Raw genomic sequence first — 13,181 nt, 5'->3', positions numbered from 1 at the left:
GTTAGGCGAACCTAAGCCAGAACGTGCAGGAGACTCGTGACCACCCTCGCCACCCGGCCGACCCCGGCCCGCAACCGGTCCGGTACGCGCACCGGCCGCCGGGTGGCCGTCACCGTCGGGGCCGCGCTGGTGTTGCTGCTCGCCGTGTTGGCAAGCTTCGCGCTCGGCAGCCGGCCACTCGGCGTCGGCCAGGTGTGGCACGCGCTCGTCGCGCCCGACGGCGGCGACGCCAGCACCATCGTCCGTGAGCTGCGGATGCCACGGACCGCGCTCGGCCTCGCCGTCGGGCTCGCACTGGCGGTGGCGGGGGTGCTGTTCCAGGCACTCACCCGCAACCCCCTCGCCGAGCCGCGCATCCTGGGCATCAGCGCGGGCGCGTCGTTCGGTGTGGTGCTCGCGATCTCCGTCTTCGGCGTCGGCACGCTCGCCGGGTACGTCTGGTTCGGCATCGCCGGAGCACTGATCGCGGGGTTGCTGGTCTTGGCCATCGCCACCCGCGCCCGCGAGGGCGCCAGTCCGGTCACCCTCGCGCTCGTCGGCGCGGCGCTCGACGCCAGTCTCGCCTCCGGGGTGTACGCGCTGCTCAGCATCGACGCCCGCACCTTCGAGGAGTACCGCTTCTGGGTGGTCGGTGGGCTTGCCGGCCGGGACCTGTCGGTCGCCGCGCAGGTGCTCCCCTTCGTCCTCGCCGGCCTGGTGCTCGCCGCCCTGGTGGCCCGTGGTCTGGACGCGCTGGCCCTCGGCGACGACGTGGCCCGTGGTCTCGGTCACCGGATCGGTCTGGTCCGCCTCGGTGGAGGTCTCGCCGCCGTGCTGCTGACCGGCGCCGCGGTGGCCGCCGCCGGACCTGTCGCGTTCGTCGGTCTGGCCGTGCCGCACCTGGCCCGCGCCCTGGTCGGTGCGGACCACCGCTGGACCCTCGCCGTCTCCGCGCTGCTCGGGCCGGCCCTGCTGCTCGCCGCCGACATCGTCGGTCGGCTCGTCGCCCCGCCCGGCGAGATCCCGGCCGGGATCGTCACCGCGCTGATCGGCGCGCCGCTGCTGGCCGTGCTGGTCCGCCGCGCCCGGGTGGTGACCGCGTGACCACCGCCCAGCGCAGCTCCGGACCCGCCGACGCCGCCGCCTCGCCCGGTGCCGGCGGCTTGTCGACTCCCGCCGTGCCGACTGGTGACTCAACCCGGCTGCCCGGGCGGTCGCTGCTGCGGATCGGCCCGGTCAGCCTGCTGATCCGCCGTCGCGCGGTGCTGGTGGCAGCCGTGCTGACCGTGCTGCTCCTGCTGGCCGTCGTGCTCAGCCTCTCGCTCGGCACCCCGTACGTCGCCCCGGCCGATGTGCTGCGCGCCCTCTCCGGCGCCGGCACCCCGTACGACCTCGTGGTCTTTGATCTTCGGCTGCCGCGGGTCGTGCTGGCGGCCGTGGCCGGCGCCGCCTTCGGCGTGGCCGGCACGCTGATCCAGAGCGTGGCCCGCAACCCGCTCGCCAGCCCGGACGTCATCGGCATCACCCAGGGCGCCGGTCTCGCCGCGACCGTGGCCCTGACCAGCGGAATGGCCGCGGTCCTGGTAGCGCCCACCGCGCTTGTCGGAGGGCTGCTCGCGGCGGTGCTGCTGTTCGCCCTCGGGGCCCGGCACGGGCTTGCCGCGCAGCGGTTCGTGCTCGCCGGGGTGGCGGTCGCGTTCGGCTTCCGGGCGCTCACCGAGGGCGTCATGCTCACCGCCGACCCGATCGACGGGCTCCGCGCGCAGATCTGGCTGATCGGCACCCTGGCCGGCAAGGGCTGGACCGAGGCCGCCTGGATCGCCGGCACGCTTGTGGCGCTGCTGCCGGTGCTGGCCTGGGCCGGCTGGGCGCTGAACAGCACCGCCCTGGACGACGACACCGCGCGGGGTGTCGGGCTGCGCCCGGTGGCCCGCCGGATCGGCCTCGCCGGCACCGGCGTCCTCGTCGCCGCGATGGTCACCGCGCAGGTCGGCGCCGTCGACTTCGTGGCCCTGGTCGCACCGCAGGTGGCCCGCCGACTGGTACGCGCCGAACGACCACCGCTGGTCTGCGCGGCGCTGCTCGGCGCACTCCTGCTGGTGCTGGCCGACCTCGCCGGCCGGCGGCTGTTCGCACCCACCCAACTACCCGCCGGTGTGCTGACCGCAGCGATCGGCGGCCCGTACCTGATCTTCCTGCTGCTGCGCGGCCGGCGGAGGTCGTCGTGACGCCTCAAGGAGTGGTGTGATGCTCTCCACCCGCGATCTGGTCGCCGGCTACGACGAGCGGACCGTGCTCGACGGGCTCGAACTCGACCTGCCCAGCGACGCGTTCACCGTGATCGTCGGACCCAACGCCTGCGGCAAGTCCACCCTGCTGCGCACGATGGCCCGGCTGCTCACCCCCCGTCGAGGCACCGTCCTGCTGGACGGCAGCGCCATCCGTGACCTGCCGACCCGGGAGGTGGCCCGCCGCCTCGGCGTCCTGCCGCAGAGCCCGCTGGTGCCCGAGGGCGTCACGGTGGCCGACCTGGTCGGACGCGGCCGGCAGCCCTACCAGCGGTGGTGGCGGCAGTGGTCGACGGAGGACGGCGCTGCGGTCGACCAGGCGATGGCTCTCGCCGACGTCACCGACCTGGCCGACCGACCGGTGGACAGCCTCTCCGGCGGTCAGCGGCAACGGGTGTGGATCGCCATGACGCTCGCCCAGGACACCGACGCCCTGCTGCTTGACGAACCGACCACCTTCCTCGACCTGGCCCACCAGGTGGAGGTGCTGGACCTCCTGCACCGGCTGCGCTCCGAGCGGGGCCGCACCGTTGTCGCCGTGCTGCACGACCTGAACCAGGCCGCCCGCTACGCCGACCACCTGGTCGCCATGCGCGCCGGCGCCGTGGTCGCCGCCGGCCCGCCCCGGGAGATCCTCACCGCCGACCTGGTCCGCGACGTCTTCGGACTGGCCTGCGTGGTCGTGCCCTGCCCGGTGACCGGCGCACCGCTCGTGGTGCCCGCGTACACCGGAGGCAACTCCGCCCCGCCCGCGTCCGCCGGCGCGGGCGACCCCTCTTCGTCGACGGCGTCCGTACCGGACGCGCGACCCGCCACCGGCGACGCGGCCAACCCGCTCGCCGGCTCGCACCCCTCGAAAGGACTCTGATGCGTCGTCTCGTCGCCGCCCTCGCCGCGGCCGTCGCCCTCGGTGCCGGACTCACCGCCTGCGGTGAGAGCGACCCGGTCGCCGGCTCCACCACCGGGGAGACCCGGGAGATCACCCACGCCATGGGCACCACGAAGGTCCCGGCCGAGCCCAAGCGCGTCGTCGTACTCGACACCGACAAGATCGACACGGCGCTGTCGCTGGGCATCACCCCGGTCGGCGCCGCCACCGCCGGCGAGGCGAAGAGCTGGCCCACGTACTTCGGCGCGGACAAGCTCGCCACCATCAAGGAGGTCGGGGTGCTCACCGAGCCCGACCTCGAGGCGATCAACGCGCTGAAGCCGGACCTCATCCTCGGCAGCAAGTTCCGCCAGGAGAAGTTCTACGACGAACTGGCCGCCATCGCGCCGACCGTGTTCACCGACAAGGTGGGCATCACCTGGAAGGAGAACCTCCTCCTCGACGGCAAGGCGCTCGGCCGCGAGCAGCAGGCCAAGGATCTGCTCGCCACGTACGAGAAGCGGGCCAAGGACTTCGGCGCGACGCTCGGTGACGCCGCCGCACGCAAGGTCTCCATCGTGCGGTTCCTGCCCGGCAACATCCGGGTGTACGGCCCGGACTCGTTCTCCGGCATCGTCATCGGCGACACCGGCCTGGGCCGCCCCGAGCGGCAGCTGCTCGCCAACAAGGAGGACAAGCGCTTCGACCTGGTCAGCCCCGAGCGGATCAACGAGGTCGACGGTGACGTCATCTTCGTGACCGCGTACGGCGACAAGGCCGCCGCCGAGCAGACCAAGGTCGCCGGCGGGACGCTGTGGAAGGGCCTCGGCGCGGTCAAGGCCGGTAAGGCGTACCCCGTCTCCGACGAGGTCTGGATGACCGGCATCGGCGTCGGCGCCGCCAACAAGATCCTCGACGACCTGACCAAGTACCTCCCCGCCGCCTGACAAACCCGGCGCGGCGCGCGCCCGGGCACCCCAAGCGCGCCGCGCCGCTTTCCAAGATCCGCGCAAGTTCGGTGAAAGTGCTGCCTCCCACGCCATCCAGGCAGCAGAATCCCTGATATTGCGCGGATCTTGGAGGGTCTGGTTCTGGGTCGGGGTCTGGGTCCGGAGGCTGAGTCAGCGGGAGCGGGAACGGAGGGCTTGGCGAAGCTCGGCGAGGAAGCCGTCGAAGTCCTCCCGGAGACGCTTTGCGGTGACGTGCAGCACGATCCAGTCCGCACCGAGCAGTCGATTGAGGCGGCGCCGGTCTCGGTGGAACTGCTCGGGATCGTCATGCCACATCCCGTCGTACTCGACCGCGACCTTGAGGTGCGGCCACGCCAAATCGAGACGGGCCACGAACATCCCATCTCGCTCAACCACGAACTGCGTCACGGGCTTCGGCGCTCCGGCGAGCACTACCCGCACGCGGAGCCGGGATTCTGGGATTGACTCCGCGCCCGCGTCGGCCAGTTCAGCCACCCTTACCATCCGTTTCCACCCCCGCTTGCCGATCCCCGCTCGAGAGTCGGCGCGCAGTTGGGGGAGCGCCACCAACCGTTGGTGGGCGAGACGATCGACGACGGCCACGGCGTCCTCCGTTGGTAGCCACTGGGCCAGGTCCCAACAGGTGCGCGTCGGCGTGGTCAGCGGGACGCCCTGACGTACCGCAACGTCCTTCGCGGTGACCGTGCCGGTGTGTACAACGAGGCCCGAGACCGGCCCGAACCGCTGCCCTGCGGGCACGAGCAGTTCGACGGGCTCGTTGTCGGCGACCGACGCAGCGCCATAGAGCGCCGCCGCACTGCGACCGGCGACCGCTACACCCGGCGGCAGAACCCACCGTGCTGCGGCGGCACATCGAGTGTGGTGGGTGATCGCCAGCCGGCTATCGGCGTAGACATCGCGGAATAGCGGACGCCATGCCGCACTGCGTAACTCCGCGCGGGTCAGCAGGCCTTCTGCAACGACGTGGGAGCCGCGAAAGACGCGTCCTTGGAGGCTCGTTGGCCGTCGTGGGGAAATAGGCATGACACATACGATGACCAGCGTTCCCATTCGCCCGCAGCCCCTGTGGATAACCCCGGACCAGGGCCGGAACGCCAAGATCCGCGCAACTTCGCTGTTCTTGCTGTCTCCTCGCGCCGCGAGACGGCAGCATCCCCGAAGTTGCGCGGATCTTGGGCTGTTAGAGCACGTCGGTGCGGAGGCGCGTGGAGGGCGGGGTGGGTTAGGCGGCGGTGGACCAGATGGCGCGGAAGGCGGCGGCTTCGCCGGAGAGCCATCGTTCGATCTGGTCGGGCTTGGCGTCGGTGGGCATGTGGTGGGCCTGGCCGCGGCGGACGTCGACCAGGACCGGCTCGGCGTGCGGGAGCACCGCGTCCATGTGTCGGGCCATCAGGTGCAGGGTGGCGAGCACCGACTCCTCACTCGGTGGGGCCTCGTCGAAGTGCAGGCGGACCGCCTCGGCGCGGCCGTCGGCGTGGCGTACCCCGAAGTGGGGGTTGATCTTGACGGGTAGGTCGCCGAGCATGGCCAGGGCGTCGCGGGTCTGGGCGAGATCGAGGGCGGCCGGCTCGCCGAGGGAGTGCAGCCAGGTCGTGGCGCCGGGGACGAGCGCCTGGTAGAGCGGGCGCCAGCGTGGCTTGACGATGTCGGCCACCCCGGCCAGGTGGGTGCCCCCGGTGTGGAAGGCGATGTCGGCCTTGAGCGCCTTGACGAACTGGCCGTGCGGGTTGAAGCCGGACCGGCTGGCGCGTTGCTTGCGCAGCCCCCCGACGAAGGTCGCCTTGGTGGGGCCGGTGCGGTCGACGTAGCGGGTGAAACCGAGCAGTGTGGCGTAGGGGGTGAGGGGCGTGGAGGCGGGCGCGCTCACGGGCATCCTCCCAGGTCAGGATCTTGATTAGTACATACATTCTAATCGACGGGTCTGACATTGCCCAGCGATGTCGAGGGGTTCAGCACGCCCTCGCGAGGGGGCGATTCCGCGCGCTGGGGCGAGTGGAAGAGCGCTGGGGCTCGCGTTCGCAATGCTGCGAACTTTGTCGTAGTTGTCGAGCTATTGTGCCTTGTGGTCATTGACGCGAGGTCCGGGGCGGTCACCCCTGGCAGGGGTACGGCGGTGCGAGCCGCCAGGCCCGCCGTCGTCGCCGCTGGCCGGGACCGCTACCTGGACCTGCTGCGGACGGTCGCGCTGGTCCGCGTCGTGCTCTACCACGTGACCGGCTGGCTCTGGCTGAGCCTGCTGGTGCCGGCCATGGGTCTGATGTTCGGCATCGCCGGTTCGCTGATGGCGGCGTCACTGGACCGGCACGGTCTGTCGGCCGTGCTCCGGCGGATGCGCCGGCTGCTGCTGCCGTTCTGGGCGTTCGGCGCGATCGCGCTGGCGGTGCTCTCCGTCGGGTGGCGTCCACTGCCGAGCGGTGTGGCCCGCTGGGGTGAGCTGCTGTGGTGGGTCCTGCCCCTGCGGGTGCCGCCGGTGGGTGGTCAGTCCTGGGCCTGGGCGTTCCACATCGGCCTCTGGTACGTCGTGACCTACCTGTGGTTGGTGCTGTTCTCACCGGCCCTGCTGTGGCTGTTCCGCCGCTGGCCGTGGCCGAGCCTCGGTGTCGCCACCGCGCTGCCCGTCGGGATGCACCTCGCCGGTGTGCACACCGGCTACTTCGTCGCCGCCTACCTGTCCTGCTGGCTGCTGGGCTTCGCCCACCACGACCGGCTGCTGCACCGCGTCCCGTGGCGCTGGTACGGCCTACTCGTCGCCGCCCTCGCCGGGACGGGCGGGACGTGGGTGGTGGCAGCCATGGTGACCGGCCGGGCCGCCGAGCTGAACCACGTCGCGGGTGGCACCACGCTGTGGTCGATGGCCCTCGTCGCCGTGCTGCTGAGAGCACAGCCGCGGCTCGTCGGCCGGGTGCCGCTGAGCCGCACGCTCCAGGTGGTCAACGCCCGGGCGGTCACCATCTACCTGTGGCACATCCCGGCCAGCCTCGGGATGTTCCTGCTGCTCGCGCCGGTGCTCCCGTACACCTCGATGGCCTCGATCGCGCTGCGGCTGATCGGGGTGTGCCTACTGACCGCCGGAGCGGTGCTGCTGTTCGGCTGGATCGAGGACGTGGCCGCCCGGCGTACCCCGACACCGTTCGGACCGTGGCCGGCCGGCAGCCGGCGGGCGCACCGGGCACGGCACGTCAGAGCTGGCCGACGTCGGTGATCCGCACGACCGCGGCGCCGACCTCGTCGGACGCCGCGAGGTCGACCTCGGCGCTGATGCCCCAGTCGTGGTCGCCGTCCGGGTCGTCGAAGATCTGTCGTACGGTCCACCGCTCGCGGCCCTGCTCGATCATGAGCAGCGCCGGGCCGCGGGCGTCCGGCCCGACCCCGATCGAGTCGTACGCCTCGAAGTACGGCCCCAGGGCGTCGGCCCACGCGTCGTAGTCCCAGCCGTCCTCGGCGTCCAACTCGGCGAGCAGGTCCCAGCGGCGCAGCGCGGCCAGCTCGACGCGGCGGAACAGCGCGTTGCGCACCAGCACCCGGAACGCCCGCACGTTGCGGGTCACCGCCGGTGGCCGGTCCGTCAGGGCGGCGTGCGCCTGGGCCACCTCGGCCACATCGGACGGGTTGCGCAGCCGCTCCCACTCGTCGATGAGGCTGGAGTCGACCTGCCGGACCAGCTCGCCCAACCACTCGATGAGGTCGACCAGTTCCTCGGTCTTGGCGTCCTCGGGCACGGTCTGGCGCAGCGTCTTGTACGCGTCGGCAAGGTAACGCAGGACGAGACCCTCCGAGCGGGTCAGCCCGTAGAACTGCACGTACTCGGTGAAGGTCATGGCCCGCTCGAACATGTCGCGGACGACGGCCTTGGGGGAGAGCTGGTGGTCGGCGACCCAGGGGTGGCCCTGCCGGTACATCTCGTACGCGGCCTCCAGCAGCTCGGCAAGGGGCTTCGGGTGGGTCACCTCGTCGAGCAGTTCCAGGCGGGCCTCGTACTCGATGCCCTCGGCCTTCATCGCGGCGACTGCCTCGCCGCGCGCCTTGAACTGTTGCGCGGAGAGGATCTGCCGCGGGTCGTCGAGGATCGACTCGATCACGCTCAGCACGTCGAGCGCGTACGACGGGGACTCGGCGTCGAGCAGCTCGATGGTGGCCAGGGCGAGGGGGGAGAGTGGCTGGTTGAGGGCGAAGTCGAGCTGGAGGTCGACGGTGAGCCGGATCCGCCGGCCGGTCTCGTCCGGCTCGGGCAGCTCTTCGACGACCCCGCCGGCCCGCAGCGCCCGGTAGATGGCGATCGCCCGGCGGATGTGCCGGCGCTGCGCGGCGGGCTCCTCGTGGTTGTCGGTGAGCAGGTGCCGCATCGCGGTGAACGCGTCCCCGGGCCGGCCGATGACGTTGAGCAGCATCGAGTGGCTGACCTGGAAGCTGGAGGTGAGCGGCTCCGGCTCGGCGTCGACGAGTCGGTCGAAGGTGGGCTGGCCCCAGCCGATGGAACCCTCCGGCGGCTTCTTGCGGACCACCTTGCGGCGCTTCTTCGGGTCGTCGCCGGCCTTGGCGAGGGCCTTCTCGTTGTCGATGACGTGCTCGGGAGCCTGCACGACGACCCGGCCGATGGTGTCGTAGCCGGCCCGGCCGGCCCGCCCGGCGATCTGGTGGAACTCGCGGTTCTTGAGCAGCCTGGTCCGCACCCCGTCGTACTTGGACAGGCCGGTGAAGAGCACGGTGCGGATCGGCACGTTGATGCCGACGCCGAGAGTGTCGGTGCCGCAGATGACCTTGAGTAGGCCAGCCTGGGCCAGGGTCTCGACCAGGCGGCGGTACTTGGGCAGCATGCCGGCGTGGTGCACGCCGATGCCGTGCCGGACCAGCCGGGAGAGCGTCTTGCCGAAGCCGGCGGTGAACCGGAAGCCACCGATCGCCTCGGCGATCATGTCCTTCTCGGCACGGGTGGCGACGTTGACGCTCGTCAGCGCCTGGGCGCGTTCGAGCGCGGCGGCCTGGGTGAAGTGCACCACGTACACCGGGGCCTGCTTGGTCTCCAGCAGTTCCTCGAGTGTCTCGTGCAGCGGCGTCATCGCGTACGAGAAGATCAGCGGGACCGGCCGCTCCGCCGAGCGCACGACGGCGGTCGGCCGCCCGGTGCGCCGGGTCAGGTCGTCGACGAACCGGGTGGTGTCTCCCAGGGTGGCCGACATCAGGATGAACTGGGCCTGCGGCAGCTCGATGATCGGCACCTGCCACGCCCAACCCCGGTCGGGTTCGGCGTAGAAGTGGAACTCGTCCATGATCACCTGGCCGACGTCGGCCCGGTCACCCTCGCGCAGCGCCAGGTTGGCCAGGATCTCCGCGGTGCAGCAGATGATCGGGGCGTCCGCGTTGACGCTGGCGTCGCCGGTGAGCATGCCGACGTTCTCGGCGCCGAAGACCTCGCAGAGCGCGAAGAACTTCTCCGACACCAACGCCTTGATCGGCGCGGTGTAGAAGGTCGTCCGGCTGTCGGCGAGGGCCGCGAAGTGCGCGGCGATCGCCACCAGGCTCTTACCCGAGCCGGTGGGCGTGTTCATGATCAGGTTGGCGCCGGAGACGATCTCGATGACCGCCTCCTCCTGATGGGGGTAGAGGTCGAGGCCGCGCTCCTTCGCCCAACCGGCGAACGCGTCGAAGAGGGTGTCGGGGTCGGCGCTTGTCGGCAGCGCGGCGGTGAGCGTCATAGCCTGTCCATGGTGCCTGGATCATGCCCCGGTACGCCAACCGGGCCCGCACCGGACCCCGTCCGGACGCCCCGCCGCGTCGCGCTCAGGGCGTCTCGTCGGTCACCGTCGGCGGTACAGCAGGTCGGCGACCGGCCGACCGGCGGTGATCGCCCGCCGCTCGAACTTCGTCACCGGCCGGTGCGCCGGACGCGGCGCGAAACCGCCGTACGTGTCCACCAACTCCGGGTCGGCCTCCAGGGTCTCCCGCATCGCCTCGGCGTACTCGGCCCAGTCGGTCGCGCAGTGCAGCACGCCGCCGGGCCGCAGCCGGGACCGCAGCAGCGCCACGTGCGTCGGCTGGATGATCCGCCGCTTGTGGTGCCGGGACTTCGGCCACGGGTCCGGAAAGAAGACGTGTACGGCGTCCAGCGAGCCCTCGGGTAAGCCGCTGACCAGCGACAACGCGTCGCCCTGCGCCACCCGTACGTTGCCCAGGCCGCTGCGGTCCACCAGGTCGAGCAGGTTGGCGATTCCCGGCGTGTGCACCTCGACCGCCAGATAATCTCGATCCGGGTCGGCGGCGGCCATCGCGGCGGTGCTGTCGCCCATGCCCGAGCCGATCTCCAGCACCACCGGCGCCCGGCGACCGAACAGGTTGGCCAGGTCGACGGGCACGACAGGTCCGTCCGGCACGTCCAGGCCGTACGCCGGCCAGAGCCGGCTCAGCGCGTCGGTCTGCCGATCGCTCATCCGACCCCGACGGGGGTGGAACGTGCGAATCGTCCGGCTCGCGGGCGGGACGGCGGGGTCATGGTCGGTGGCGGTCACAGCGACCCGAGCGTACGCGACGCCGCCTGCGGATCGGATGTGATGTGCGACCGGAAATGAGAGGATCCAACTGGTACGGCAGGTCGGGTGAACCGCTGCCCGACCCGGCCGCACGGCGTCGGAAGGGGGCATCGTGACAGTGACCCGCCGCCTGGTGACCCTGTCGCTGGTGACCGTGTTCGCCGGCCCGCTGCTGGCCGCGCCCGCCCTCGCCGCGCCGGAGCGTGCTGTTGCCGGTCTTGCCGCGCCGGAGCGGGCTGTTGCGGGTCTTGCCGCGCCGGAGCGGGCTGTTGCCGGTGCGCCTGGGCCGCAGCCGGAAGGGCCGCCCGGTGGCGCGCCTCAACCGGCGCCGTCGGTGGACATCTTCGTCGAGGTCAGCCCCAGCACCGTGCAGCCCGGCTATCTGGTCGGCATCCGGGCCAGCTGCCGGGACAACTCGGTGGGCGCCACGGTCGTCTCCGACGCCTTCGGGGCGGTCGGTGTGCAGCCGCAGCGTGGGGTGCTCACCGCCGCGCCGATGGTCCGCGAGCGCACCCGCCCGGGCAACTACCGGGTCAAGCTCGAGTGCCGCGACGGCGAGACCGCGTCGACGATGCTCCAGGTGGTCAAGAAGGTGCCCGTCCAGCCCAGCCGGGGTCCGGCGACCGGCTTCGGTGGGAGCAGCGGCGGGATGACCGGCAAGCTGCTGCTGCCCGTCGGCGCGGCGCTGACCATCACCGGGCTTGTCGTCGCCGTGCTGGCGCTGCGCCGCCCCCGAGCCGCCGCGCGTCGCTGAGGCCGCCATGGAGATCTTCCGCCCCACACCTCCGCCAGCAGGTTCACGCCAGCCGTTCGCCGGCCGTCCCGCGTCGCCGCCCGATCAGGTTCGGCTGCCGTTGGACGACGGTTGGCCGGGCGACGACCGCCCACCGCAATCCCAGCGCCCGTCGGACCCGGACCGGCCAGCGGACCCCGACCGCCCGTCGGTTGCCGCTCGCCCGCCGACCGCCGTCGCACCTCGGCGTAGTCGTCCGTCCGGCCGCAGCCCCTGGTCCGTACCGCTGGCCGTGGTGTTGGTGTTGGCCGGCGTCTTCGCCACCGGGGCCGGGCTGGGCCGCTCGATCGGTCCGCTCGACTTCGCCCCGGCCGGCGGCGACCGACCGGCCCGCAGTGAGTCCGTCGGGTTGTCGGCAAGCCGGCCGGTGCGCCTCAGCGTCCCGGCGATCAAGGTGGCCGCGCCGGTGGCGCCCGTCGGGCAGGCGCGGGACGGCTCGATCGCCGTGCCGCCGTTGGACAAGCACAACGAGACCGGCTGGTACGACCGTGGGCCCACACCGGGCGAGCCGGGCCCGGCGGTGATCGTCGGTCATGTGGACACGAAGACCGGCCCATCGGTCTTCTACGACCTGGGCAAGCTCAAACCCGGCGACCTGGTCGAGGTGGCCCGGGCGGACGAGTCGGTGGTGGTGTTCCGGGTCGACACCGTGGAGCACTTCCCGAAGGACCAGTTGCCCGCCGAGCGGATCTACGGCCACGACGGCCCACCGGGGCTGCGGTTGATCACCTGCGGTGGGCAGTTCATCGGGGGTCGCACCGGCTACGCGGACAACGTCATCGCCTTCGCCACCCTCCAGACCTCCCGCACGTCCTGACCGGCGGTTGCGGTGTCCGCAGGGGCGGGCGGGCCGCCGTCAGCCCAGGAAGTCGAGGAGTTGGCGGGTGGTCTCGTCGGGGGCCTCTTCGGGGATGAAGTGCCCGACCGGCACCGGCTCGCCGCGCACGTCGTCGGCCCACTCCCGCCAGATGGCGAGCGGGTCGTCGTAGAGCTTCGCGACCTGGCCGCGCTGGCTCCAGAGGAACAACACCGGGCAGGCGATCTTCCGGTTGCCCCGATCCGCCTCGTCCTGCTGGTAGTCCACCGTCGCGGCGGCGCGGAACTCCTCACAGATCGCGTGCGCCGTGGCCGGGTCGCTGAACTGCTTGACGTACGCCGCCCGCACCTCGGGCGGGAACGCGTCCTTGACCTCGGGCCAGGTGTCGAGCATGAAGTCGACGAGCACAGAGGGTGCCGCCCTGATGAACTGCTCGGGCACCGGCGCCGGTGCCGCCAGGAAGGACCAGACCCAGTAGGAGAGGCTGAACGCCTTGTCCGCGCGGTTGTAGACGTCGCCGATGGGAACCACGTCCATGACGGCCAGTCGGGTGACGGCGTCCGGTTCGTCCAGGGCGAGACGGTACGCGCAGCGGGCTCCACGATCATGGCCGACGAGCCGGAACTGCTCGTAACCCATGCTGCGCATCACCTCGATCTGGTCGCGGGCGATGGCGCGCATGCTGTACGGCTCGTGATCCGACGTGCTGGGCGGTGTGCCGCTGTCGCCCCAGCCGCGCAGGTCGGTGGCGACGACCGTGTACTTCTCGGCGAGCCGTGGCGCGACCTTGTGCCACATGAGGTGCGTCTCGGGGATGCCGTGCAGCAGCAGAACGGGCGGCCCGCTTCCGCCTCGGCGGCCGTGGATCGTCGCGCCGCGCGTCTCGATGTCGAACACGTCGAAGCCGTCGAACATGGCCA

The 13,181-nt window shown here is 71.8% G+C and carries 11 protein-coding genes and 1 pseudogene; 7 read left to right on the top strand and 5 right to left on the bottom strand.

Annotation, left to right across the window (positions count from 1 at the left end):
* The first annotated feature begins 36 nt into the window (after positions 1-36).
* The 4 genes from ACWER9_RS18355 to ACWER9_RS18340 are packed head-to-tail and all read left to right on the top strand — an operon-like array spanning position 37 to position 4,082.
* Complete coding sequence (locus tag ACWER9_RS18355) at positions 37-1,083, top strand: FecCD family ABC transporter permease (RefSeq protein ID WP_452302960.1); 1,047 nt, start codon at positions 37-39, stop codon at positions 1,081-1,083.
* Positions 1,080-2,207 carry a FecCD family ABC transporter permease gene (locus tag ACWER9_RS18350; protein WP_452302959.1) on the top strand — a complete coding sequence of 376 codons (1,128 nt, stop codon included), beginning with the start codon at positions 1,080-1,082 and terminating at the stop codon, positions 2,205-2,207. The genes ACWER9_RS18355 and ACWER9_RS18350 overlap by 4 nt, the downstream gene beginning before the upstream one ends.
* 19 nt (positions 2,208-2,226) lie before the next feature.
* Positions 2,227-3,135 carry an ABC transporter ATP-binding protein gene (locus ACWER9_RS18345; RefSeq protein WP_452302958.1) on the top strand — a complete coding sequence of 303 codons (909 nt, stop codon included), beginning with the start codon at positions 2,227-2,229 and terminating at the stop codon, positions 3,133-3,135.
* Positions 3,135-4,082, top strand: a complete 948-nt coding sequence (locus ACWER9_RS18340) for an ABC transporter substrate-binding protein (RefSeq protein WP_452302957.1) — start codon at positions 3,135-3,137, stop codon at positions 4,080-4,082. Before ACWER9_RS18345 ends, ACWER9_RS18340 begins: the two co-directional genes overlap by 1 nt.
* A 174-nt stretch (positions 4,083-4,256) precedes the next feature.
* On the opposite strand, the gene ACWER9_RS18335 is transcribed toward ACWER9_RS18340, so the two are convergent.
* Together ACWER9_RS18335 and ACWER9_RS18330 are read right to left on the bottom strand one after the other, a co-directional pair.
* Positions 4,257-5,150 (bottom strand): hypothetical protein, encoded by an 894-nt coding sequence (locus ACWER9_RS18335; protein ID WP_452302956.1) that lies wholly within the window; start codon positions 5,148-5,150, stop codon positions 4,257-4,259.
* A 199-nt stretch (positions 5,151-5,349) separates the two neighbouring features.
* Complete coding sequence (locus ACWER9_RS18330) at positions 5,350-6,000, bottom strand: hypothetical protein (protein WP_452302955.1); 651 nt, start codon at positions 5,998-6,000, stop codon at positions 5,350-5,352.
* Between the two features lie 240 nt (positions 6,001-6,240).
* Between ACWER9_RS18330 and ACWER9_RS18325 the strand changes: the two genes are divergently transcribed.
* Positions 6,241-7,329, top strand: coding sequence for an acyltransferase family protein (locus tag ACWER9_RS18325; RefSeq protein ID WP_452302954.1), 1,089 nt, complete (start codon positions 6,241-6,243; stop codon positions 7,327-7,329).
* Here the strand turns inward: ACWER9_RS18325 and ACWER9_RS18320 are convergent.
* The gene (locus ACWER9_RS18320) at positions 7,307-9,820 is read right to left on the bottom strand and encodes a DEAD/DEAH box helicase (RefSeq protein WP_452302953.1); all 2,514 of its coding nucleotides are present in this window, start codon (positions 9,818-9,820) and stop codon (positions 7,307-7,309) included. The genes ACWER9_RS18325 and ACWER9_RS18320 overlap by 23 nt on opposite strands.
* A gap of 102 nt (positions 9,821-9,922) precedes the next feature.
* Positions 9,923-10,630 (bottom strand): tRNA (guanosine(46)-N7)-methyltransferase TrmB, encoded by a 708-nt coding sequence (gene trmB / locus ACWER9_RS18315; protein WP_452302952.1) that lies wholly within the window; start codon positions 10,628-10,630, stop codon positions 9,923-9,925.
* 130 nt (positions 10,631-10,760) lie between these two features.
* Between trmB and ACWER9_RS18310 the strand changes: the two genes are divergently transcribed.
* Together ACWER9_RS18310 and ACWER9_RS18305 are read left to right on the top strand one after the other, a co-directional pair.
* A complete protein-coding gene (locus ACWER9_RS18310) occupies positions 10,761-11,405 on the top strand; it encodes a hypothetical protein (RefSeq protein ID WP_452302986.1) in 645 nt (214 codons plus the stop codon).
* A gap of 232 nt (positions 11,406-11,637) precedes the next feature.
* Positions 11,638-12,261, top strand: a pseudogene (locus tag ACWER9_RS18305) (class F sortase); the annotation flags it as partial.
* 39 nt (positions 12,262-12,300) lie between these two features.
* Here the strand turns inward: ACWER9_RS18305 and ACWER9_RS18300 are convergent.
* Entirely contained in the window at positions 12,301-13,176 is an 876-nt protein-coding gene (locus ACWER9_RS18300) for an alpha/beta fold hydrolase (protein WP_452302951.1), read from the bottom strand.
* Positions 13,177-13,181 lie beyond the last annotated feature (5 nt).

This window comes from Micromonospora sp. NPDC003944 (assembly GCF_053605225.1).
The sequence above is the reverse complement of the archived record's forward strand: the minus strand, read 5'-3'. Positions and strand labels throughout refer to the sequence as shown.